The 23,587-nt window shown below is 50.7% G+C and carries 21 protein-coding genes; 11 read left to right on the top strand and 10 right to left on the bottom strand.

The genetic code is table 11. The features are described from left to right. The first annotated feature begins 181 nt into the window (after positions 1-181). Positions 182-916 (top strand): sulfite exporter TauE/SafE family protein, encoded by a 735-nt coding sequence (locus VGN67_RS11335; protein ID WP_327486940.1) that lies wholly within the window; start codon positions 182-184, stop codon positions 914-916. A gap of 298 nt (positions 917-1,214) precedes the next feature. Next, positions 1,215-1,817: a hypothetical protein gene (locus VGN67_RS11330; RefSeq protein ID WP_327486939.1), complete on the top strand. Its 603-nt coding sequence runs from the start codon at positions 1,215-1,217 to the stop codon at positions 1,815-1,817. Between the two features lie 59 nt (positions 1,818-1,876). Here the strand turns inward: VGN67_RS11330 and VGN67_RS11325 are convergent, their stop codons facing one another. Both VGN67_RS11325 and VGN67_RS11320 read right to left on the bottom strand, forming a co-directional pair. Continuing rightward, entirely contained in the window at positions 1,877-2,809 is a 933-nt protein-coding gene (locus tag VGN67_RS11325; protein WP_327486938.1) for a carbohydrate kinase, read from the bottom strand. A 203-nt stretch (positions 2,810-3,012) separates the two neighbouring features. Beyond that, positions 3,013-4,599, bottom strand: a complete 1,587-nt coding sequence (locus tag VGN67_RS11320; RefSeq protein ID WP_327486937.1) for a hypothetical protein — start codon at positions 4,597-4,599, stop codon at positions 3,013-3,015. A gap of 356 nt (positions 4,600-4,955) precedes the next feature. Here VGN67_RS11320 and VGN67_RS11315 point away from each other — a divergent pair, with 356 nt between their 5' ends. Then, positions 4,956-5,603 carry a carbohydrate-binding family 9-like protein gene (locus tag VGN67_RS11315; protein ID WP_327486936.1) on the top strand — a complete coding sequence of 216 codons (648 nt, stop codon included), beginning with the start codon at positions 4,956-4,958 and terminating at the stop codon, positions 5,601-5,603. Positions 5,604-5,733: 130 nt separating this feature from the next. Here the strand turns inward: VGN67_RS11315 and VGN67_RS11310 are convergent, their stop codons facing one another. After that, positions 5,734-7,305, bottom strand: a complete 1,572-nt coding sequence (locus tag VGN67_RS11310) for a sodium:solute symporter (protein ID WP_327486935.1) — start codon at positions 7,303-7,305, stop codon at positions 5,734-5,736. A 187-nt stretch (positions 7,306-7,492) separates the two neighbouring features. On the opposite strand from VGN67_RS11310, the gene VGN67_RS11305 reads away from it, so the two are divergent. The 4 genes from VGN67_RS11305 to VGN67_RS11290 all read left to right on the top strand — a co-directional run bounded on the left by VGN67_RS11305 (position 7,493) and on the right by VGN67_RS11290 (position 11,213). Continuing rightward, positions 7,493-8,899 (top strand): BamA/TamA family outer membrane protein, encoded by a 1,407-nt coding sequence (locus tag VGN67_RS11305; RefSeq protein ID WP_327486934.1) that lies wholly within the window; start codon positions 7,493-7,495, stop codon positions 8,897-8,899. Between the two features lie 63 nt (positions 8,900-8,962). Then, positions 8,963-9,565, top strand: a complete 603-nt coding sequence (locus tag VGN67_RS11300) for a hypothetical protein (RefSeq protein ID WP_327486933.1) — start codon at positions 8,963-8,965, stop codon at positions 9,563-9,565. Then, entirely contained in the window at positions 9,562-10,269 is a 708-nt protein-coding gene (locus VGN67_RS11295; RefSeq protein WP_327486932.1) for a peptidylprolyl isomerase, read from the top strand. The genes VGN67_RS11300 and VGN67_RS11295 overlap by 4 nt, the downstream gene beginning before the upstream one ends. Before the next feature lie 29 nt (positions 10,270-10,298). After that, positions 10,299-11,213, top strand: a complete 915-nt coding sequence (locus tag VGN67_RS11290; RefSeq protein WP_327486931.1) for an NAD(P)-dependent oxidoreductase — start codon at positions 10,299-10,301, stop codon at positions 11,211-11,213. Between the two features lie 323 nt (positions 11,214-11,536). Here the strand turns inward: VGN67_RS11290 and VGN67_RS11285 are convergent, their stop codons facing one another. Further along, the gene (locus VGN67_RS11285) at positions 11,537-12,739 is read right to left on the bottom strand and encodes a cytochrome-c peroxidase (protein ID WP_327486930.1); all 1,203 of its coding nucleotides are present in this window, start codon (positions 12,737-12,739) and stop codon (positions 11,537-11,539) included. 118 nt (positions 12,740-12,857) lie between these two features. Here VGN67_RS11285 and VGN67_RS11280 point away from each other — a divergent pair, with 118 nt between their 5' ends. Next, positions 12,858-13,667 carry a hypothetical protein gene (locus VGN67_RS11280; protein ID WP_327486929.1) on the top strand — a complete coding sequence of 270 codons (810 nt, stop codon included), beginning with the start codon at positions 12,858-12,860 and terminating at the stop codon, positions 13,665-13,667. A 95-nt stretch (positions 13,668-13,762) separates the two neighbouring features. Here VGN67_RS11280 and guaB read toward each other — a convergent pair whose 3' ends face one another. From guaB to mutY, 4 genes are all read right to left on the bottom strand, one after another. Further along, positions 13,763-15,235, bottom strand: a complete 1,473-nt coding sequence (guaB, locus tag VGN67_RS11275; RefSeq protein ID WP_327486928.1) for an IMP dehydrogenase — start codon at positions 15,233-15,235, stop codon at positions 13,763-13,765. Positions 15,236-15,335: 100 nt separating this feature from the next. Next, positions 15,336-16,652 carry a transporter associated domain-containing protein gene (locus VGN67_RS11270; RefSeq protein ID WP_327486927.1) on the bottom strand — a complete coding sequence of 439 codons (1,317 nt, stop codon included), beginning with the start codon at positions 16,650-16,652 and terminating at the stop codon, positions 15,336-15,338. A 210-nt stretch (positions 16,653-16,862) separates the two neighbouring features. Beyond that, positions 16,863-17,345 (bottom strand): single-stranded DNA-binding protein, encoded by a 483-nt coding sequence (locus tag VGN67_RS11265; protein WP_327486926.1) that lies wholly within the window; start codon positions 17,343-17,345, stop codon positions 16,863-16,865. A 152-nt stretch (positions 17,346-17,497) separates the two neighbouring features. Further along, positions 17,498-18,586 (bottom strand): A/G-specific adenine glycosylase, encoded by a 1,089-nt coding sequence (gene mutY, locus VGN67_RS11260; RefSeq protein WP_327486925.1) that lies wholly within the window; start codon positions 18,584-18,586, stop codon positions 17,498-17,500. A 152-nt stretch (positions 18,587-18,738) separates the two neighbouring features. On the opposite strand from mutY, the gene VGN67_RS11255 reads away from it, so the two are divergent. The 3 genes from VGN67_RS11255 to VGN67_RS11245 all read left to right on the top strand — a co-directional run bounded on the left by VGN67_RS11255 (position 18,739) and on the right by VGN67_RS11245 (position 21,803). Beyond that, positions 18,739-19,044 carry an HU family DNA-binding protein gene (locus VGN67_RS11255; RefSeq protein WP_327486924.1) on the top strand — a complete coding sequence of 102 codons (306 nt, stop codon included), beginning with the start codon at positions 18,739-18,741 and terminating at the stop codon, positions 19,042-19,044. Positions 19,045-19,085: 41 nt separating this feature from the next. Then, entirely contained in the window at positions 19,086-19,931 is an 846-nt protein-coding gene (locus VGN67_RS11250) for a tetratricopeptide repeat protein (RefSeq protein WP_327486923.1), read from the top strand. A 309-nt stretch (positions 19,932-20,240) separates the two neighbouring features. Next, positions 20,241-21,803 (top strand): Rne/Rng family ribonuclease, encoded by a 1,563-nt coding sequence (locus tag VGN67_RS11245; protein ID WP_327486922.1) that lies wholly within the window; start codon positions 20,241-20,243, stop codon positions 21,801-21,803. Positions 21,804-21,821: 18 nt separating this feature from the next. Here VGN67_RS11245 and VGN67_RS11240 read toward each other — a convergent pair whose 3' ends face one another. Both VGN67_RS11240 and VGN67_RS11235 read right to left on the bottom strand, forming a co-directional pair. Then, positions 21,822-22,649, bottom strand: coding sequence for an enoyl-CoA hydratase/isomerase family protein (locus tag VGN67_RS11240; protein ID WP_327486921.1), 828 nt, complete (start codon positions 22,647-22,649; stop codon positions 21,822-21,824). A gap of 47 nt (positions 22,650-22,696) precedes the next feature. After that, entirely contained in the window at positions 22,697-23,542 is an 846-nt protein-coding gene (locus VGN67_RS11235) for a hydroxymethylglutaryl-CoA lyase (RefSeq protein WP_327486920.1), read from the bottom strand. Positions 23,543-23,587 lie beyond the last annotated feature (45 nt).

Below are 23,587 nucleotides of genomic sequence, written 5' to 3'. Positions count from 1 at the left end.
ATTTAAAAAGCCCTGCGGTACCCTACCTTGTACCGCAGGGCTTTTTAAGTACCTGGCCTCCTGCTTATTTTAGTGGGTCAAATCCTTGTCTAACCTTCCGGACTGACTATATTTACCAGCCAAACCTGGTAGGAAAGTACCCAATTCCTAAATTAACTGATAGCCCTTACGCCCCGTACCCATGAGTACCGAGTTGCTGACCTTACTAACCCTTGCTATTCTGATTGTAGCCTTTTTGTATTCCTCAGTGGGTCATGCGGGAGCATCGGGTTATATAGCGGTGATGTCGTTGTTTGGGCTGGCCCCCGCTGTCATCAAGCCCACGGCGCTCATACTTAATATACTGGTTGCCTGTATAGGTACCTGGCAGTTCTGGCGGGCGGGCTACTTCAATTGGCGGCTGTTCTGGCCGTTTGCCGTACTGGCTATCCCCATGGCTTTTTTGGGTGGGTACCTTAGCCTGCCTACTTCTGTTTTCAAGATAATGGTGGGTGTTATTCTGCTTTTTACGGCTACCCGTTTTCTGGTAAATCCCCCCGAAGACACGGTACTTAGCGAGCCGTCCCGCCCGGTGGCACTGGGGGTGGGGGGAGTTCTGGGCTTACTGTCGGGCCTGACCGGCACGGGCGGCGGCATTTTTCTGACTCCGCTTTTACTTTTTAAGCGGTGGGCCAGGGCTAAGGAAGCGGCGGCAGTATCGGCACTTTTTATTCTGTTCAATTCGGCATCGGGCCTGCTCGGTAACTTCAGCAGCACCCGGTACTTTCCCTCCTACGCGCTGGTGCTGGCACTGGCCGCCATTACCGGCGGCACGGCCGGTTCCTATTTTGGCAGTCACCGGTTTGAGCCAGCCCTGATCAAGCGAATCTTGTCCGTAGTACTTTTTATCGCGGGCGCCAAGCTGATATTTACTTAAATCAGGGTTGGCTGGGTTTAGGGATATAAGACCGTATCAGATAAATCTCCCTCTGCTGGTACTTTAAGTACGTTGAACAACTAGTAACAGCGGGTACTTAGCAGGACTCAGGTTTTTGGGTAAGGAAAAGATTCGGGATATTCGTAAAGAAACGTTCACTCTGCCCATGCCTTTTAGCCGCTACCGCATTCTGCTGTTTCCTTCTGCCATGAACTTAATAAGTACTGCCGCACCGGGCTGTACTATTTCCAATTATTTTGTATTTTGCTCTCTCTTTAAACCCTTTACCCTTACTACTATGAAAACCTGTTTACCGATTACTTATGGATTGGCACTCCTGCTCCTTTGGGGCTGTGGAACTAACGAAGAAGAGCAGGAAGCACCCAAGAACTCATTGGAAGCTATCCAGCAAATGGCTGACAAGGCCCAGGAAATGCAGAATAAAGAGCCGGTAGATCCCGTGGATTTTCGTCAGCTAAAAGACCTGCTCCCGGCTGAGGCGGCAGGACTTACCAGAAAAGAAGCAACCGGCGAAAAAAGCGGTGCCATGGGCTTTGTTATTTCGCAGGCCGAAGGACGGTACGAAAACAGCGATGGTTCGTCTTCCGTTGAAGTTGAGATTATGGATACGGGCGGAATGGGAGGTATGGCTTTGATGGGTATGGCGGCCTGGACTATGACCGAGGTGGATAAAGAAACTACCACAGGCTATGAACGCACCACCCGGATCGGCAACTACAAGGCATTTGAAAAATATGACAACGACGGGAAGTACGGCGAGCTTAACATCATTGTTGCCGACCGCTATATTGTTAATGTAAAGGGAAATAATGTTGATATGGACCAGATGAAAAAGTCGCTGGACAATTTAGACATGGATAAGCTCTCGGCTCTCAAATAAAATACAGACTTCCGGCAGTTACTCCCTAAGCGCAGCCCTCACCGGAGCTGCGCTATTTTTTATTCCTGGTACAAGTACTCACGCCCGACCCGCACCGGCAGCACCCCTTCCGTACCCAGCTTCAGCGCGGCCATTCGGGTACCCGCCCGGGCGCATTGTTCGGGCGAATGCCCATCCAGCAGGGCCGACAGAAAGCCCGACCAGTAGGCATCGCCGGCTCCGGTGGCGTCTTTTACCTCAACGGGTTCCACGGGTATCCGCTGTTGCTGCCTGCCCCCCTCCCACGACAGAATACTTCCCCCCGCCCCCAGGGTATAGCATACCAGTTCCGCGCCGTGTCCGTGAAAGAAGTTAAGTACCAGTTCGTCCTCAACCGGCTGACCAAATAACCGCAGGGCATCGTCCTGGCTGAGCTTCACCAGGCCCTCCTGAATGTATTCGGCAATGACCCGCTGGGCCTGCTGCCGGTCGGGCCAGAGGGCCGGAGCGTAGTTGGCATCCAGGCTAACCCGGGCCCCCAGTTGACGGGCTCGCCGGGCCGCTTCGAGCAGGTTGCTCCGGGCGGGCTCCCGACTTAAGGCAAAACAGGTAGTGTGGAAAAGGGTAGTTTCGGCCAGCAAATGGTCCGGAAAATGGTGGGGATGAAGTTGGCAATCAGCGGCTCGGTAGGCAATGAAGTCGGGGGTACCCTGCGTACGTGACACCAGCACCAGACTGGTAGGATGACTGGCATCGGTAGCTACACCGGAAATATCGACCCCGGTGCGGGCAACTTCGGTGGTAAGGTACTGGCCCAGATTATCATCACCCACACTGGCTATTAGGGCCGCCGAATGCCCCAACCGCGCCAGATTTGCCGCCAGATTGGCCGGACTTCCCCCCGGAAAGCGGTGGTAATGTTCGGTATCCAGCAGGCTGTCCCGGAATTCGCTACCGATTAAATCCGCCAGGAGTTCCCCGGCGGCTACCAGACCGTATCTTTTTAGTTTCATGGTCAATAAATACCCGATGATATCCTGTGGAAAGATACGGCTCTAAGTTTCCAAAACGAAAAGTGATAGACCCCGGCAGGAGGAACTGACCGTACTACCCACAAGGGCAGCTGGTCAATTAGTTTTTTAAAATAGCTCAGATGGAAAGTCAAAATAGTTGCAAAGGCCCTCAATTGGTTTTCCCAAGCAGCCCTACTGACCGGCTATAATCGATCAAGTCGTACGTACACGGAGATACCTCCCTCCTCACTAACCAGTTGGTAGTTTTTTTCAATAAATGATTTCAAAGCAGGTATTCTCTCGTGAGCTAATTCACCAGGCTCGTCAAACATAGAATTGGCCCCAACTTCATCAACGAACACGGCCGGCCGGTTTTGTTTTAAATCGTCTAAAAACTGACGACGATAATAATTAATTAAGGATACATTGTGCAGCGCACCCAATGACCTGGTTTTCATGCACCGAATCGAATGGTTTTGTCTCGTAGCCTGCCAAAGGCGGGTTTTTGTGTAGTACAAACAGTTCCACCCCCAAACCGCCAGACAGTCGGTGGGCCGGGAGTAGTACTTAATTAAACTAATTACCATCTTCTCCTGCTTTGACACTTCAATTGGTGCAAATTGTTGACTGGGCCGTTCAGACTTGATCCAACTATTACCTACCTGCCCCACCAACACCATCAGCAGCAGGGACTTGTAAGATAGATAAAAAGCCCTGGTACTTCGCTGGGCAAACAGTTGCTGGATGGCATACCCGTTCAATATGGAAATGGGTATGAGGGTATAAAATAAATAATGCTCGAATACATAGCCTGTCTTGCCGATTACCCAAAAAGAGAAAATCAGGTTCAGCCCTAAAAAGCAAGTGAACAGGCTGGGTGACAGGGAGCGGGTTCGGTTCTGAAGAAAAGTTAAACCAGCAAATAACCACACAGTACCACTTAGCACGAGGAAAAACAAATAATCGTAGGAAGAGCCGAAGACTAATTTAAGAAAGAGTCGCAAGCCATTTCCCGTATTGTAATATGATAAATTCGTAGAAATGTACATTATGTAGGCCTCTTCCAGTAAATTGTGGCTAACCAACCAAATAACCAACGACAACAGTATTGCCCCCGCCCCACCGACCAGACTTCCCAACGCCGCTATTTTCCGGTTTTTAGGCAGCGGCAGGTAAAGCAAGCTCAGGCAGGTATAAAGCAGGTATAGAAAGGCAAGCGGACCGCCTTGTAGTTTGGCTAATGGTACCAGGCAACACACAGCCCCTAAGGCTCCGTACAGCCACAGGGAGGGGTGTGCTAATCTTTTGATTCGAACCAGAATATAAAACCCTACGGTAAGCAGGACAACGGATACCAACTCACTGTTGTAGTGGTTAAAATCCTTATGATTATTGAACAAAAAGAACCCATAGGTAATCAATACACTGGAAAGTGCCGCCCGGTAGTTTACCAACAGTAGCAGCGTACGGTAAATAAGCCACAAGGTAAACAGAACCAGCCCTGCTGCCAGCCAATGAAGAAGCAGGTAATTATAGGTAAAAAAAGTCTTTCCCAGGAACCAGAGCAGGTAGCTGTTGAGGGGTCCACTGGTTGTCCCGTCTACTGACCGCCAAAAAACCGGATCATAACTGAGCGTTATGACTTGGCCCAGTATCTGGCTTTCGTCGGGATTGATCGGACCATCATAGAGCAGAAAGGGAATTTTCGCGGCCAGGTATATTCCGGTCAATATCACGATCCAACTCCACTCCCGGGTAAACAGGCGACTTGCTTCAAAACGAAAATTCATAGTATGGTCTATGATTTTTTAAATGTCACGAATTACAAAGTTGTAATTTCTAACTCAGAATTAACAACTTAAATTCATTTTTTTGTCGTGTTTTGGAAAAACCCAAGTAGCCAACGTTGTTGAAAGTGCAGAAAATGATCAAGGAAGTTTTTTCAATAAATAGCTTAAATATCCCCGTATGTTAAACCAAGCCGGGTTTTTAGTCAATTCGGCTGCTACATAAGTAGTACCGGAAGAATAAGGCTGTCAAGCCCGAATTTTCAAGGAGCCACGGAATCCCCGTAAGTAGGTCAGGCCCGTTTTATGCTTTGCTTTGAGCGTAACCCTTAGGTCTTTTCTCTCATTTGTCCACCCAGATGCAAGTACCTTCTCCTGACTATACCCTTACCCTGGCCCCAAACCAGTGGCTACCCCTTCCCCAAAAGCACTTTCGTGAAGCTACGGATGGCAGCGAATCCACGGTTGAAACCAATGTTCAACTCAGCTACGATGAGGAGTACCTGCTGATTGACTTTGAATGCCCGGATAACCCCTACTGGCAGCAGAACACCTACACGGAGCACAATACCGAACTCTGGCGGCAGGAAGTATTTGAAGTTTTCATAGCTACCGGCCCCGACACCCCTACCCGCTATCTGGAACTCGAAATTAATCCCAATAACGCGCTTTTTGTGGGCTGGATCCATAACCCGACCAAAGAAGGTGACGCCATAACCCTGGACATGGTACCTTATGAGCAAGCGGGTATCGCGCACGAAGTACGTACTAGCCCCGGTAGCTGGAAAGGCCGGATAAGCATTCCGCGTCGGCTGATTGGCGACCCCCAAAGTACTACCTACCGACTCAACTTTTACCGAATCCTACTCCTTGAAAAACCCACCACGCCCGACTGGGAAGGTACCCCCGATACCTGCTCCTACCTGTGCTGGAGTCCTACCTTAAGTGGTGCTACGCCCCGCTTTCACCGTCCGGACAGCTTTGGTACCCTAGTGCTGGGAGAATGATTGCAAATGTCTATTGCTAAATGTCGATTTATAATGAAAACACAGAGTAAAAGGAGTTGCGCGCCGAGGTACGCAGACCTGCTACTTATACACTCATCCACTCATTCTCTCATAAACTCATTTACCCCCTCTACCAGAACATCCCGACGACCAGGGCTGTCAGCAGGAGAAGCAGGACCGAGAGTACCCGGAAGTTCAGGTACCAGGGTACCCCTTTCAGTTCGGCAGTATCGGCTTCGTATACCCGCCTGGTCCAGATGTAGGCGTTGGTTTTTTCGACGGGAGGCGGGGCAGTAGCCAGGCTCACGGCCACAATAACCACCACACAGAACAGGCACAACAGCGGAGCTATGATCAGAAAATGTATTCCCAGGTTTTGCCCATAAAAAACCAGTAGGATCATAGCCACAAACCCGGCAATAAGACCTGCGAAGGCACCGCTGGCATTGGCCCGCTTCCAGAAAAGCCCCAGCAGAAATACCGCCACCACCGGCGGCGCCAAAAACGCGAGTACATTCTGAAGGTACTTGAAGAGCGTATCAAAGCTGGCAATCACCGGCGACCACAGCACCGAAAAAATGACGAATACCAGCGTAGAAAACTGCCCGATCCGGACAAGTTGCTGGCTGCTCATACCGGGCCGGAGCTTCCTGACAAAGTCCATCGTGACCAGCGTGGAGGCGGAGTTGAGCGTGGCGCTGATACTGGAGGCCATAGCGGCCAGCAGCCCCGCTACTACCAGCCCGATAAGGCCCGCGGGAAGTTGGTCGAATAGCAGCGTTGGAAATACAAAGTCGGCCCGTTCCAGGTCCGGATACAGGACCCGGGCCATGGTACCGGGCAGCACCATGATAAATAGCAGCGGAAGCTTCAGCAGACCGGCAAACAGGGCACCCCAGCGGCCGTGGTCGAGGTTTTTGGCGCTCAGTACCCGCTGCACCATAAACTGGTTGGTACACCAGAAGTAGAATCCCAGTAGGGGTACCCCAAAAAGCAGCCCCGGCCAGGGTACACTGGGGTCGTCGGCAGGTTGTACCAGGCTCAGCATGTGGGGCGGCGTTACGGCCAGTACCTGCTCCCAGCTGCCTATGCGCATAAAAGTTACCGTCGAAATAACAATGGACGAAACAAACAGCAGCACCGCCTGTACTACCTCGGTATACATTACCGCCGACAAACCGCCCGGTATGGTATAGGCCGCGGCCGCCAGCGCCAGCAGCGCCGCGATGGTGGTGATACTGGTACCCGGAAAAATCAGTTGCATAATAACGGCCCCGGCGTAGAGAGTACCGGCCGTGTCAATGACAATATTGCCTACCAGTGTGATAAATGAAAAATAGTAGCGCGAGCGGGAGTCAAAACGGCGCTCCAGGAACTCGGGCATAGTGTACACCTGCGACCGCAGGTAGAAGGGCATAAAAAAAATAGAGAAGAAAACTAAAACTACGGTGGCCATCCATTCGTAGTTATAGACGGCGATGCCGGTACTGTAAGCGTCGCCGGCCAGGCCCACAATGGTAGTGCTGGAAATATTGGCCGCTACCAGCGAAATACCAATAATAACCCAGCCGGAGTCGCGGCCCGAAAGGAAATATTCTTCGGCATTGCTTCTTTTGGCGTGTCGTAACCCGTAAATAATAATGCCTACCAGGTATACACCAATAACCACATAATCAATGATAGAAAGGCTAAAACTTGTCATAAAGAGGAGGAGAAATAGGTGCAGGCTTTGACAGGGAAAGCAATTATAAAAATAATTTAAGAGATTTTTGGATTATTTTTGTCCAAAATACTTTTTACTGGCATTTTTAACCAACTTTCGTTTTAACGGTATTCTTCAAGAGGAGTTTTTGTTTATGTTGCGATACGGGGGTATTTATTTAGTTGGATTGCTTTTCTTAGTAATAGGTACCGCAAATTCGCAGTCTACCCTTGTAAATCAGGTTGATAGTACTGCCCTGGTAGTGATTGGGAACGTTGATGTGGAAGGAAACTACCGAACCCGTACTACCATTATACTGCGGGAAATGGCCCTAAAGCCCGGTGATACGCTACGGGCCGGTACCCTGGCTGAGCAACTGGAAATTGACCGGCGTAAAATTGTCAATACCAACCTCTTCGTAACCGTCGAGATGCAGCTCATTCCCCAGGAAACTGTTCCGGACGACGGTCTTCAGGAGGTACACGTGCGGGTAGTTGTAAAGGAACGATGGTATTTTCTGGCCATACCCGTATTTCAACTGGCCGACCGCAATTTTAACGAATGGTGGTACGACCGCGACCGCGACCTGCGCCGCGTTACCTACGGGTTGTACCTGAGCTACAATAACCTGACGGGCCGCGCCGACCGGCTGCGCTTTCTGGCCGAATTCGGCTTTATTCCCAAGTACGAAATGACGTATTCGGTCCCGTACATTGATAAAGCCCAGACCATCGGAATCAGCACGGGTATATCCTACACCACCAACAAAAGCCTCCCCTACCGCACCTGGCGCGACAAGCTTGACTACTTCAACAGCGAAAACCTCAACCGGGAACGCTTCTACACGTTCGTTAGCCTGACCCGCCGTAGCAAATTCTATACGTTCCACTCGCTGGACCTGCGCTGGAATTACATCGGGCTTTCGGATACCATTGCCGCCCTTAACCCCAACTACCTGCTGCAGGGCCGCGACCAGCAACAGTACTTTCAGCTCTCTTATATCCTGAGCCACGACCGCCGCGACAACGTGCAGTACCCACTGCGCGGACAAACCGCCGGGGTCCAAATCAGTAAGCTGGGGATACTACCTTCCGACGACCTCAACCTGGCTTACATTTATGGCTGGTACCGGCGCTACACTCCGCTCAGTAAGCGCTGGTTTGTCAACAATGGCCTGCGGGGGCGCATTTCGCTGCCCCGTAGGCAGCCATACCTCCAGACCCTCGGCATGGGCTACCGCTCCGACCTGGTACGGGGTTATGAGCTGTACGTAGTGGACGGACAGCACTATGCCCTTTTACAGAATGAGCTTAAATTTAAAATTTTTGATATTCAAAAGCACTTTCCCTGGGTCCCCATCCGGCAGTTCAATACCATACCCCTGGCTGCTTACCTCAATACCTTCGCCGACGCGGGCTATGTGCGCAACTACTACCCCGAACGCAGCAATACGCGGCTGGGCAACTCCCTCTTGTACGGAGCGGGGCTGGGGCTGGACCTGGTAACATTTTATAACATGACGGCCCGTTTTAATGTTACCGTTAACGGAATGGGCGAACGACGCTTCTTTTTTAGCTTTGGGCGACAATTCTGATAACTGTGCACCATTTGTCCCGCTTATATTTACTTTTGCCTAAACTATATCCGCAATAACCACATGAATACTTTTACGGCTTTACGATGGCTGGTAGGGGTGATACTGATTAGTGTCGTTTTAGGTAGCTGCCGTACCAAAACCAAACCCGGTGACGAAAATGAGGTAGTTACTGACTCAATAGCCCAGACCAATCCCGTTCCGACCGACCTGAACAGCGACCAGTCCGAACTATTCAATACCGTGGTCGGTAGCGCCGAGGGCGGCATAATCCGGGGCATTTCGTTTGGCGACCCGGTCAGTAAGGTCAGGGCCGGGGAAAGGTTTGAAATGTTTGAAGACACCACCGACCACATTGGCTTCACCCACGACACCGAACAGCTCGAAACCATTGATGTGCAGTACTTCCACGCCAACAACCGCATCAGCCGAATTACGGTTGATGTGTACCTCAACAGTCCTAGGGCTACCCAACAACTGTGGAACACCGCCCGCCGGAACTTTACCGAACGCTTCGGCACGCCCCGGCAGGAAAGCGCCAAAAGTATAACCTGGGAAAAAAGTCCGGCGCAGGTAGTGATAGAAGACGTATCCGTGGGAAAAGATTTTGGTTTAAAAATGACCTTTGTACCCTCCAATAAAACTGTATTTGCCTCTAACCGATGAAATCAATTTTTGGCGTAGTACTACTGGGACTCCTCCTGGCCGTACCCGATTGTTTTGCTCAGAAAAAAAAGAAGAAAGACTACCTCGTCACCATCACCACCGACCTGGGTACCATGCGTCTGATCCTGCACGACCAGACGCCCCAGCACAAGGCTAACTTTATAAAGCTGGCCAAAGAAGGTTTTTATGACGGCCTGCTGTTTCACCGCATTATCGAAGACTTCATGATTCAGGGGGGCGACCCTAACTCCCGCAAAGCCGAAGCAGGCGCCGCCCTGGGCAGCGGTGATGTGGGCTACACCATTCCGGCTGAGTTCAGACCGGAGTTGTTCCACCGCAAGGGGGCCCTGGCCGCCGCCCGCGACAACAACCCCCAGAAGGCTTCCAGCGGCTGCCAGTTCTATATTGTCGATGGCCGGACCTGGAGCGAGACTGACCTGGCCCGGCAGATGGGCCGCGCCGCCCGGCAGCCTACCCCGGAGCAGCAGCAGGTATACAAGACCGTGGGTGGTACGCCGCACCTCGACGGCGCCTATACGGTATTTGGTCAGGTCATTGACGGGCTGCCTCTCATAGACACGCTGGCTGACCAGCCCCGCGACGCCCGCGACCGGCCCGAGGCTAATATGACTATGAAAGTATCCGTGGAGCTGCTCCGGAAGAAAAAAATCACGAAGAGGTACGGGTACTCGTTTGAGTCCTGAGTTAAGATATAAAGCTATTACTGGTAAATTTGGAAAAGAAACGAATCCTTATCACTGGCTCCAACGGTTTGTTGGGCCAGAAGCTCATCGAACTGCTGGTCAAGCAGTCTAATATTCATACCATAGCTACCGCCCGGGGTGAAAACCGTTTGCCGTTTACGGAAGGTTATGAGTACCTCTCCATGGATATTACCAACCCTGAGCAGGTACACCAGGTCATTAAACAGGCTCGCCCGGAAGTGGTAATTCATACCGCCGCCATGACCAACGTGGATCAGTGCGAAACCGAAAAAGACGCCTGCTGGGCGCAGAACGTCCAGGCCGTTGAGTATTTGGTAGAAGCTTGTCAGGAGACTAATGCTTTTCTGCTGCACGTATCAACCGACTTTATCTTCGACGGAGCCGACGGCCCCTACGATGTAGACGCCGAGGCCAATCCGCTGAGCTTTTACGGATGGAGCAAGTACGCCGCCGAGAAAGCCGTCATCCACTCGGGTCCGGTCCGCTGGGCCATTGCGCGTACGGTACTGGTTTACGGCATTGCGCACGATATGAGCCGCAGCAACATTATTCTTTGGGTAAAAAAATCGTTGGAAGAAGGCAAAAACATCAAGGTAGTGACGGACCAGTGGCGTACCCCTACCCTGGCCGAAGACCTGGCCATGGGCTGCTATCTCATTGCCGACGGCGAAGCCGAAGGTATCTTTAATATTTCGGGCAAAGACCTGCTTACCCCCTACGAAATGGCCATTATGACCGCCGAATTTTTCGGTCTGGACCGGTCGCTCATTGCCGAAGCCGACTCAAGTACCTTTACCCAACCCGCCCGTCGTCCGGCCAGAACGGGATTTATTCTGGATAAATCGCGCGATGTACTGGGTTACGAACCCCACAGCTTTCAGGAAGGTATAGCCATACTGGCCGAGCAGGTCCGGCAGAAGTAGCTTCTTTTTCGAATTTAAACAAAAATCGGATGCAGTACTTACTAAACTGCATCCGATTTGATGTTTTTATGACTCCTTATTTAGGCTGCTTTATATACTTTCAAGAATATCCTGATCACTGCATACACCTTTAGAACACTACCTGCCGCTAATAATACCTGCCCCAGGGGTTTTACATCAGATACAAACAGTAGACAACCTAAGGATACAACTACAAAGCTAATGAGAAGAAGCTTCAATTGGGGTTTTAGGTGCATAATTTGCATAAAGGGTAAGTTGTGGTGGTGATATTGGATGATTCTGCAATATAGGCATTTCACTTTTTAATTTACATTACCCTTTACCGGCAATCCACTAGGTACCCGCTCGGGGACGGTCTTATCAAAGTTGTCGTCGTTGAGGGTATTCAAAAACTCAACAATGCGGGAAATATCCCGAAAGTTGACGTTCATTTGGGTAGCCAAAGGGTCCATCTGACGGGCGGAAACGTTTGGATTGGAGATTTTCCCGCCGGAAATATCCTCGTAAAACTCAAGTACCTGCTCCAGGGTATTAAATTTGCCGCTGTGCATGTAGGGAGCGGTATACCGCAGGTTGCGCAAAGTAGGCGTTCGGAAAGCGAAACTATTATTGGGGCCGGCATCCGGTTCTTTCCGGTTTTGGGAATCGGGTACCCCCAGGGTATGAAGCTTAAAGTCAGAAAGCATAGGTCCCGAATGACACCGGGCACAGCCGGTTTTCAGGAACAAAGCCAGGCCTTCCTTCTCGCTGGTGGAAAGGGCACTACTATCTCCCCGCATGTACTGGTCAAACCGGGAATTGGTGGCGATGAGGGTCCGCTCGTAAGCCGCGATTGCCTTGGCTACCGTACCGGCCTGTATCGGGTCCTTCTCGCCGGGGAAAGCCTCCGAAAATAGGCTTTGGTACTCCTGGATATTTTTTATCCTCTCTATTATTTCGTCCAGAATTGATTCCTCGGCCAGGCTTCTTCCCCGCATCTCTTCCAGCGTTACAATGGGTATCAGGGCCTGCTCCTCCAGACTTTTAGCCCGGTTGTCCCAGAACATTGGTGCCGATTCGGGCTGGTAGGTTTCCCCATTTCGGATTCCATTAAAAGCCGTATTCAGAATGGACTGCGAATTTCGCCTGACAAATGGAATATTATTAGGGCTCAGGAAGTGTCTTTTACTACCGCTACCTACGCCATTCACCCCAATGGAGGTTTCCAGAAATTCGGCGTAGTTGAATTCAGGCTGGTGACAGGTAGCGCAGGAAACGTCTTTGCTTCCGGACAAAATCGGGTCATAAAAAAGCAGCCTTCCCAGTTCCACTTTGCGGGTAGTAGTGGGGTTATCGGCCGGATCGACGACCTGACGGGGGAGCGCTCCCAAAACGGCAATGGTTTCAGCCTCTTTCTTTTGGGTCTTTTTCTGCGCGTTTTCCTTCTGCTCGCACGCCCCGATTACCAGTACTAAAAGTACCCACAGGCCAAGGAGTTGAACGCGGGGAGAAATCAAGTACTTCATACCTAACTAAAGCCAATTTAAAATTTTGACTACTCTTGAACATTTTCTATATTTATAAAAGCATTTCTTACGTTACACCTAAGTACTTCCCACCCACGCTCACCTAACTTTCCATCTCATGAAAAAAATTCTTCCCTTTCTTTTAGGCGCTATTTTCTTTGTGGGCTGTAAGCCCCAAACCGAGACCCCTGCACCGGTTGACCCGTTGGTAGCTTTGAAGGAAAAAGCGCAAACAATTGCCGCCCAACAGGTACCCATTGAAGCATCTGAAGTACCTCAGGCTTCAGTCAGATCTGCTACACTTATCCTCATTGCAGACCGAACGACTACTTTACCAGTTTACAATTTCCGGTATACTTCTCAAAACAAATTAACAGGTATCTCCGCAAACGAAGAAGATTTCTGGAATTTAATTGTGGAAGACAAACAAGCTACTATTACCTATAGTGGGTTAGTTGGAAAGTATACCCTGAACGAAAGCGGTATCGGGGAGAAAGCAACCATTACCTACGAGGGCAAGAGTAATGAAATGCACTACCTCTATAAAAATGGTTACTGGGTTAGCTCTTACGGCACCGATGGCACTATTACGACGCGTGCTTTTTCTAAGGAAGGAAATTTATTACAGTGGCAAACCATTGACAAATACGGTAGTGTCCTTTACAATGCTACCTACGAATATACCGATATTCCTAATACTATTCGCCAGGAAATTAACCGTTGGGAGGCGGTTCACTTTGCTTTCCGGGGAGATGTTTTAGGAAAGTACAGTACCCATCTGGTCAGCAAAGCAACTATTAATGGCATCAATATACTCAACTTTGAATATACTAAGGACAACGCCAACCGGGTTAAAAACATCAGTATTAAACGGACTCAAGGTACCTTTGAGCTGCCCGTTGCACTGTATACCTATACGTATGATTAAGTAGTGGAATGACAAGCCGTTCAACAAGTTCTTTAATACCAAAAGCCCCGGAGGTACCTTCTCCGGGGCTTTGTGGTACTTTATCTACTACCTAACTATCTGGTTGAGTAGTTGGGGGCTTCTTTCTGAATCATGACGTCGTGCGGGTGGCTTTCCTTGACACCAGCCGAGGTAATTTTGACGAATTTGGCGTTCTGCAGGGTTGGAATATCGGGTGCTCCGCAGTAGCCCATACCGGCTTTTAGCCCTCCTACCATCTGGTACACTATTTCCGACACGCTCCCCTTGAAAGGTACCCGTCCGACGATACCCTCCGGTACCAGCTTTTTCAGGTCATCTTCGGCGTCCTGGAAGTACCGGTCCTTGGAGCCTTCGCCCATGGCCTCAATGGACCCCATACCCCGGTAAATCTTGAACTTACGTCCTTCGTATATCACGATCTCGCCGGGTGCTTCGTCGGTACCGGCCAGCATGGAGCCAATCATGACCGTGCTGGCACCACCGGCCAGTGCCTTGGTAACGTCGCCGGAGAAGCGGATTCCGCCGTCGGCAATGACGGGTACTTCGGTTCCCCGCAGGGCCTCGGCCGCAGCCATCACCGCCGAAAGCTGAGGTACTCCAATGCCAGCGATAATACGGGTGGTACAGATACTCCCCGGCCCTACACCGACTTTTACGGCATCGGCACCGGCATCAGCCAGGGCCTTAGCGCCCTCACCGGTGGCCACGTTGCCGGCAATGACGTCAAGCTTAGGAAAATGTTCTTTAATTGATTTTACTGCGTCTAGTACCCCGCGGGAATGGCCGTGGGCGGTGTCAAGGCTGATGACGTCAACGCCCGCCTTCACCAGGGCTTCCACCCGCTTAATCAGGTCGGGGGTAACGCCTACCGCCGCGCCCACCCGCAGACGACCGTACTGGTCTTTGCAGGCGTTGGGGTGCGACTTTCTTTTCAGGATATCCTTGTAGGTAATGAGGCCGGTGAGGTGGTTGTTTTCGTCAACAATCGGCAGTTTCTCAATCTTGTACTCCTGCAGGATTGTCTCGGCTTCCTCGAGGGTAATGCCTTCGGAAGCCGTAATTAGATTCTCTTTGGTCATGATCTCAGTTACAGGCCGGGTCAGATTCCGCTGAAAACGCAGGTCACGGTTGGTAAGAATACCGATTAATTTATTGTCTTTATCAACGACGGGTATACCTCCGATCTTGAATTCACGCATGATCTGAAGGGCATCGTTGAGAGTAGCCCCTTCGGTCAGCGTAATCGGGTCCAGGATCATTCCGCTTTCTGAGCGCTTGACCTTACGTACCTGCTCCGCCTGCGCCTCCAGCGACATATTTTTGTGAATGATACCAATTCCGCCCTCCTGCGCCATGGCAATGGCCAGGTCAAACTCGGTAACGGTATCCATCGCCGCCGAAATCAGCGGAATGTTCAACTTGATATTACGGGTAAGCTGGGTAGTGGTACGGGTGTCGCGTGGGAGAACCTCCGAATAGGCAGGCAGAAGAAGGACGTCGTCGTAAGTGAGTGCCTCGTAAAGGACTTTAGATGGGTCTGTGCTCATAGCAAATAATCTATCGTTATTTGCCGGGCAAAATTACGTAGAAGATTACAGATGGCAAAGTTTTTTAGGAATCCGCAACTATTATTTTTCTGAGAATCATTCAGGCCAACAGTACCCTTACTTTCTTGATCCGTTTTTTATCGGCCGACTGCACCTTAAAAGTTACGTCCCGGTAGGTGACCTGGTCGCCGGTACGGGGTAGCCGGGAAAACAGCTCCAGCAGCAAGCCCGCCAGCGATTCGCTATGGCCATTGACTTCCTCAAAGTAGTCCTGCTCCAGCCCCAAAATACGGCAGAAATCATCAATATCGGCTTTACCTTCAAATATATACGTCTTTTCGTCGACCTGGGTAAAGTTTATTTCCTCCTCCTCGTCGTACTCATCGTTAATGTCCCCAAATATCTCTTCGATGATGTCTTCCAGGGTAATGAGCCCGCTGGTACCGCCGTATTCATCCACCACAATGGCCATGTGTACCCGCCGCTTCTGGAACTCCTGCATGAGGTCGTCGAGGCGCTTGCTTTCGGGAATAAAATAAGCCTGCCGCAGCAGTTTCTGCCAGGCGAAGTGCTCGTCGTGGTGCAGGTGGGGCAACAGGTCTTTCACGTACAGAATACCTTCTACCGAATCCAGCGTATCGCGGTATACGGGTACCCGCGAGTATCCCGATTTATTGATTTTATCCATCAACTCGTGGAAATCAAGCTCGATGTCGAAGGCGGTAATGTTAAGGCGGGGGTGCATAGCCTGCCGGGCAGTAGTCTGGGCAAAAGTAGCCAGTCCGCGCAGCAGGTCCCGCTCTTCCTCACTGTCCGACTGGGCTTCCAGGCGTTCGGCGGTGGCCTCTACTCCTTCGGGCAGCAATATGCCCCAGCTGGTACCCAGGGAGGTTAGTACCCGGGTCAGTGGTGCCATCATTCGTAACACCGGCCGTACCAGGGGGGTCATTTGTTGGGTAAAGCCGTGGGCATGGCGGCCAGCGTAGTAGCGAACCAGAGCATCGCACCACAGCCAGAAACACAGTACTACCAGGGGTACCCAATGAAAACCGGCATCATTCGTCTCCCAGAATAGTACCCATACCAGGCGCGCGGCCAGCAGAAAAGCGACTAACGTAAAAGCCCGCTGAACAACCGATAACGCCAGCCGCTGGGAACGGTCCAGTTGCACCGCTTCGGACACGTTTTTCCTTTCCCAGGGAGCCTCGGTCAGGGTAGCGGCAGCATAGGCCGCTCTGAGGGCCGAAAAGAACAGGGAAAATAGCAGTAATAAAGCAATGAGCGCTACCTCCGGCGCAAATGTATCAAACAAAACAGGGGTGGTCAGGCTCGTAAGGGGAAGAAAAGTACGACGAAAAAAACGGGTAGTCGGACACGTTCGGGACAAAGGGTCGTCACTGTCGGGTAGGTCTTTCACTGGCTGGACTGTGCTTGCTGGGTTTGGGTAGTACTTAGGCTTGGTCGCTTACTAAACTATTTAAAAATCATTCCACACCACCTTCTTCAATGCGAATTAGAACAATCTTTTCCTACTTGCTACTGCTGGCGGGCGAATAATTTTAAATTACTGCCCTAAAACTCAAAGACCCCACCACCGTGGGGTCTTGTGAAATGAGAATAGCACGCATCAGAAAGGCAGATCATCATCGTCATCGCCGGGAGCCATGGCAGGGGGTACCGGGTCCTGACGACGGGGAGCAGCCGGCGCGCCGGCCGGGCGGCTGGGGGCCGCGGAGGAGTTATCTCCGCCGTCGGAATTTCCGCTGCCACCTGAGCCACCACCTCCCAGCAGGGTCATGGTATTGGCCCGGATGGTAACCCCGGAGCGTTGCTGGCCTTCTTTGTCGGTCCAGTTTTCGGTACGAATCCGGCCTTCAATATAAACAGAGTTTCCTTTGCGCAGGTACTTCTCGGCGATTTGAGCCAGCCGGTCCCATAATTCAATCCGGTGCCATTCGGTTTGTTCTACCCGCTCACCGCTTTTGTTGGTGTAGGATTCCGAAGTAGCAATATTGAACCGGGCTACGGACGAGCCTCCTTCCAGGTACCGGACTTCCGGGTCGCTGCCCAGATTACCGATCAAAATCACCTTATTTACGCTTCCTGCCATAGTATGTAGTGTTAGGTAGTTGTTGAGCTGACAGCTGGTAGTACTTAGCTGTTAGCCTTGATAAGTACAGGTATAATTGAATAAATAAACCAAAAAAGGTACATATAAGATCCGGAATGGCTGCATCGGCACCTCCCGATCTTCTCATAAAGTTACGAAAAAAAGTATTGTATCAGGTAAGAATTTATCAAAACCGGCTTCGGCAATTCTTCCACTTCCTCCTGATTGTAGAAGGCCATGTTATCGGGGAGTAGGAGGCTGCGTTCCGGCGGCATTCTAAGGTGCCAGAAGCGAGCGTAGAGCCGCTGGTGCGTGAGCAGGTGCACATAGGGGCCCGCCGTGCGCACTACTTCCCCCATCTCCAGCCAGTGCGCCAGTACGTGATCCGACTCCAGCTCATTCAGGTCGGTTGTTTCTTCGGCGGCTTCAATCAGGTAGAAATCATACATGCCCTGCCAGACGTCTTTGGTCGTCCGCTCGCGCAGAGCCAGTCGTCCCTCCTTCTCCACCACAAAGTAGTTGAGGTACCGGTCGCGTACCTTGTTCTTCTTGCCTTTGACCGGCAGCTGAGCCTGCGCCCCGTGGGCAAAGGCATAACAAACGTCGTTGAACGGACAAAGCAAGCAGTCGGGCGCTACGGGCTGGCACTGGATGGCCCCAAACTCAATTGTGGCCTGGTTGAAGGTGGCAGCATCATCGGGTGGAAGCAGTTGCTGGGCCAGCGCCGTAAATTCCTTCCGGGCGCCGCTGCTGGTTATATCCGTCTTGATTCCGAAAATCCGCGCCAGTACCCGGTATACGTTGCCATCAACGGCGGCCACCGGCTCATTGTAGGCAAAGCTGGCAATGGCGGCGGCGGTATAGGCTCCAATCCCTTTCAGTTTAATCAGTTCAGCGTAGGAGGCCGGAAAATTCCCTCCCAGTTCCTGTACAATCAGGCGGGCGGTCTGGTGCATGTTGCGAGCCCTTGAGTAGTAGCCCAACCCCTGCCACAGGCGAAGTACCTCTTTTTCATCCGCCGCGGCCAGGTCCCGCAGGGTAGGGTACTGCTCCACAAACCGCAGGTAGTAGGGCATTCCCTGCGCTACCCGCGTTTGCTGCAGTATCACCTCCGAAAGCCAGATCCGGTACGGGTCGTTGGTGTGCCTCCAGGGGAGGTCGCGGTGGTGGCGGTGGTACCACCTGATGAGTTTACTGCTGAAATCCAGGAGTCCGGCAGGCTCATTTATGGGGCTTATCAACTTTTACTTGCTGTTTTTTAATGAATTATAAAAAAAATGGAAAAGTAACTCTTTTATGTTTTAGTAAAATTGCGCTACCTTTGTACTCCCAAAAAAAGGAGAGGTAATTTTTAATTTAATATAGTAATATCACTTTAAAGTTAGTAATCACAGTGACTAAGGCAGACGTAATCGCTCAAATTTCTGAGAAAACAGGTGTAGACAAAGCTGATGTTCAGCAAACCCTCGAAACATTCTTCACCGTTGTTAAAGATTCACTCGCTGATGGCGAAAATCTTTATGTTAGAGGATTCGGCAGCTTCATCAACAAGAAGCGCGCCCGCAAGGTAGCCCGTAACATTTCCCAGGGTACCTCCATGATTATTGATGAACACTTTGTACCAAGCTTTAAACCGGCCAAAGTGTTTGTTGAGCAAGTAAAAAACAGCGAACAACTGAAAGCTGTCGCTGAGAAATAACCCGCCTTCGCTTAGTTAAGGCAATTTTTGAAAGGTAAAGTATGAAAAGGTCAATCATTCTGGTTTGTGTGTCAGCTGTTGCGTTGGTAGGGACTTTGTATAGTCTGCCCAAAGTAGTAGTCAATACCAAAAATCAGAAAGTGAGTACCGAACAAAGCGCGGCGCAGGAGCCGGCGAGCGAAGGACATCTGGCCGAAACGCCTAACAAGGATGATCATTCCAGTCAGGCATTAACTCCGGAGCAGCAACAAAAGATCGAAGCCCTCCGGACCAGTTATAACCAGGCTTCGCCTGCGGACCGTATAACTGCGGCCGCCGGGCTTTCCGATGCTTTTTCGCAGTATCAGAAGTTTGACAGTGCTGCTTATTATGCCGAACAGGCCGCTTTGCTAAGCCCTACTGTTGAGAGTTGGCTACGGGCCGGTGACCGTTATTACGAGGCGTTTGGATTTGCCGTAGATGAGTCTAAGGCAAAGAGGATGGGTGAAAAAACCCGGGAATACTATCAAAAAGCCCTGGACAAAAACCCCGAATTGCTGGCAGCGAAGGCCAATTTGGCCATGACTTATGTCAATACTGCCTCACCCATGCAGGGGATTATGTTGCTACGCGAGGTACTTGATGCCGACCCAACCAACGAACTGGCTTTGTTTAACTTAGGAATTCTGTCGATGCGCTCCAACCAGTACGCAAAAGCGGTGGAACGTTTTCAGCAGATAGTCCGAAATAATCCTTCCAATACCAAGGCACAATTCTACCTGGGTGTGAGCCTGGTGGAAGTAGGACGGGACGATGAAGCCCGTAAAGTACTGGCCGAAGTAAAAAAGAAGGAAACTGATCCGGTGATTCAGCAAGCCATTGGCGAACTGGAGCAGCGACTTAAGTAAAGGCGTAACCGGCCTGCCCGGTACTCGCTCCCCATTGATTAATTTATTTTTTAACTAATTAACCGTTTTAAGCTATGCCTTGCGGAAAAAAAAGAAAAAGACATAAGATTGCTACGCACAAAAGAAAGAAGCGTCTCAGAAAGAACAGACATAAGAAGAAGTAATGTATACGTAAAACCGGATTGGTCGGGCTTAGCCGCGGTCCGGTTTTACTTACTTTTATCCTGACCAGTCTCTATTTTACACACATTCCGCCCGGAATGGCGTGTTTAGTTGTCACCTATTCCAGGCCAGTTAATTGGTTGTACATTGAGTAACGAATTAGTAATCAATTCTACTCAAAAAGGGGAACGAATAGCCCTTTTGCAGAGTAAACGCCTACTAGAATACCACGTTGAAGAACCCGATCAGAATTTTACCGTTGGAGATATTTATCTTGGTACGGTTAAAAAGCTGGTCACGGGCCTTAATGCTGCTTTTGTTGATGTAGGGTACGAAAAGGATGCCTTCCTGCACTACCTTGATTTGGGCCCTAATATCAACTCTCTCAATAAGTTCACAAAAGATGTCATTGCCAAACGAGTTAACTCGGGTAGGTTCAATAACTTCAAAATGGAACCCGAAATTGAGAAGCTCGGTAAAATAGACAAGGTACTTTCTAAGAATCAGCCCATACTTGTACAGGTTGTCAAAGAGCCTATTTCTACCAAAGGCCCCCGACTCTCCTGTGATATCTCCATTGCCGGGCGCTACATAGTACTTGTTCCTTTTTCCAATTCGGTCAATCTCTCCAAAAAAATTACCGATAAACAGGAACGTACGCGTCTACAGCGACTCATCTCTTCCATCAAACCCGCCAATTTTGGGGTTATTGTTCGTACAGTAGCCCAGGGCCACGACGTGGAAGAGCTTGATAAAGACCTTCAGAACTGCCTTGAGAAGTGGGATAATGGTATCAAAGCACTTCGTGATGCCAAGCCCCGCGACCGCGTTATCGGTGAGATGAACCGTGCTTCGTCGATCCTGCGCGACATGCTGAATGAGTCCTTTGATAGTATCACCGTAGACTCCAAGGAGGTATTCGATGATATTAAAACCTACATCCGGACTATTGCTCCCGAGAAGGAGAACATTCTTAAGCTACACAACGGCAAGAGTAAAATTTTTGAACAGTTCGGACTGGAAAAGCAAATCAAGTCCCTCTTTGGCCGGTCGGTGAGCCTGCCCGGTGGAGGGTACCTGATTATAGAGCATACCGAAGCGCTGCACGTTATTGATGTGAACAGCGGCAATAAGTCCAATACCGAAGAAGACCAGGAAGCTACGGCCCTGAGTGTAAACCTCGAGGCCGCCAAGGAATTGGCCCGTCAGCTTCGGCTACGCGATATGGGAGGTATCATTGTGGTGGACTTCATTGACATGAAGAAAGCGGAAAACAAAAGGAAGCTTCATGATGTCATGCGGGACGAAATGAAATCCGACCGCTCCAAGTACACCATTCTTCCCCTTTCCAAGTTTGGTCTGATGCAGATTACGCGGCAACGTGTACGTCCCGAAATGAATATTGTTACGCGGGAGACATGCCCCACCTGCGGCGGCACGGGTACTATTCAGGCCAGTATTCTGGTATCAGATATTATCCTGAACAATGTGGACTATATTCTTACCAAGCAAAACGAACGCGGTATCAGCATATCTTTACATCCTTTCCTGTACGCCTATTTCACCAAAGGCCTGATGTCCCATCAAATGCAGTGGTTCATCAAGTACAAGACCTGGGTCAAGCTTATGGCCGATAGCTCGCTGGGGGTGGTAGAGTTTAAATTCCACAATCGTTTTGGGGAAGAAATTGACATTGCCCAGATAAACTAAGGTACTAGTAAGAGAGGGTTATTTTCCTTTCCAGACGGGTAAGCGCTTTTCTTTAAAGGCGCTTATTCCTTCTTTAGCGTCGTCCGATTCCAATATCTTTTCCAGCTGTGCCTTGAGGAAGGCGTGTTTTCTTCTTTCGGGTACCTCACCCAGCTGGTTAATGGTTTCCATTCCTACGCGTATGGCCAGCGGTGCATTCTGGCAAATCTGCCGGGCCAGTTCCTCCACTTTTGCCTGGATTTCGGCCTTTTCAACCACCCGGGTAACCAGTCCCATGGTCAAAGCTTCTTCCGCTGAAAAAGAGTTGCCGGTAATACATATCTCAAGTACCTTCCGCGGAGGCAGGATGCGTAAGAGCGACGCCATAACCTGCATGGGCCAGATACCCCGCTTCACCTCGGGCAGGCCGTAGGTAGCATCGGGTACGCTTACTACAAAGGTACAACCGGCAATAAGAAGGAAACCTCCCGCCAGTACGGCTCCCTCTACCTGGGCTATGCAGGGTTTTACCAATTCTAAAAAAGCGTCTCCCAGCGTTACAGATACCCGTGGCTTAGGCATGGTAGTATTTTTTGTATCTACGGACGAATCGTGAAAGGCGTTCAGGTCAGCACCAGCGCAGAAAACCGGCCCTTCTGCCTCCACAATAACACACCACACATCCTCCCGGTAATGCGCATAGGCCAGCGCGTAGGCAATTTCGTCGGCCATGGTTGGTGTGAAGGCATTACGCTTTTCCGGGCGGTTCAGCCTGATCCGGAAAATGTGCTCCTGCTGAGTTGTTCGGATAAAGATGAAGTCTACCTGGCTAAACGAGCGGGTATCTTCTTTGGAATAAAAACGCATAAGCTGAAAATTAAAAAGGTACTTTGTAGATCGCTGCCCCGGGCCTGTTAGTTTACTAACAAAGAAAACTGCCTTTGGGCCTCGGCCAGGGCTTCGTAGTCAAGTGGCAGTAGTTCCTGCTTATCCTGCACAAAGTCCAGCAGGTTTTCGGTTGGCATGTTTCCGACGAGGGTATCCTGCGCCATGGGGCAACCTCCATAGCCAAACAAGGCACCGTCGAACCGTCGGCAGCCTGCTTTATAGGCAGCAAGTACCTTCTCCCGCCAGTTAGTCGGCGTGGTGTGAAAATGCGCCCCAAACTCGAGGTCGGGCCGCGAGAGTACCAGCTGACTAAAAATAGTCTGAATATCGTCGGCCCCGGCAACACCCACCGTGTCAGCCAGGGAAAATATCCGGATGTCCAGCGTCGCCAGTTGCTCCACCCAATGCAACGCTACCCCGGCATTCCAGGGGTCACCGTAGGGATTCCCAAATCCCATGGAAATATAAATAACGAGTTCCTTGCCGTGCTGTCGGCATAGCTCCTGAATGGCTTCCACCCGCCCCACCGACTCCACAATGGTGGCGTTGGTATTGCGCAGCTGGAAGGTTTCGGAAATAGAAAAGGGGTACCCCAGGTAGCTGATGGCTTCGTGTTGGCAGGCTTCCTGCGCCCCACGCTCGTTGGCCACTATAGCCAGCAACCGTGTAGTGGTACCCGTCAGGTCAAGCTGCCTGACTACCAGCTCGGTGTCACTTACCTGCGGCATAGCTTTAGCTGACACAAAACTCCCGAAATCAAGGGTATCAAAGCCCACCCGGAGTAACGTGTTGAGGTACTTAACCTTTTGCTCCGTCGGAATAAAAGGATGGTACCCCTGCCAGGCATCCCGGGGACATTCAATTATCTTCATAGCTTCCGCTTTTTGTACAGTGTTTAAGTATAACAAAAAAAGCCG

It is taken from the genome of Telluribacter sp., assembly GCF_035998675.1.
Classification (GTDB): Bacteria; Bacteroidota; Bacteroidia; order Cytophagales; family Spirosomataceae; genus Telluribacter.
Note: the sequence above shows the minus strand (reverse complement) of the source record. Positions and strands in the feature narration are given on the sequence as shown.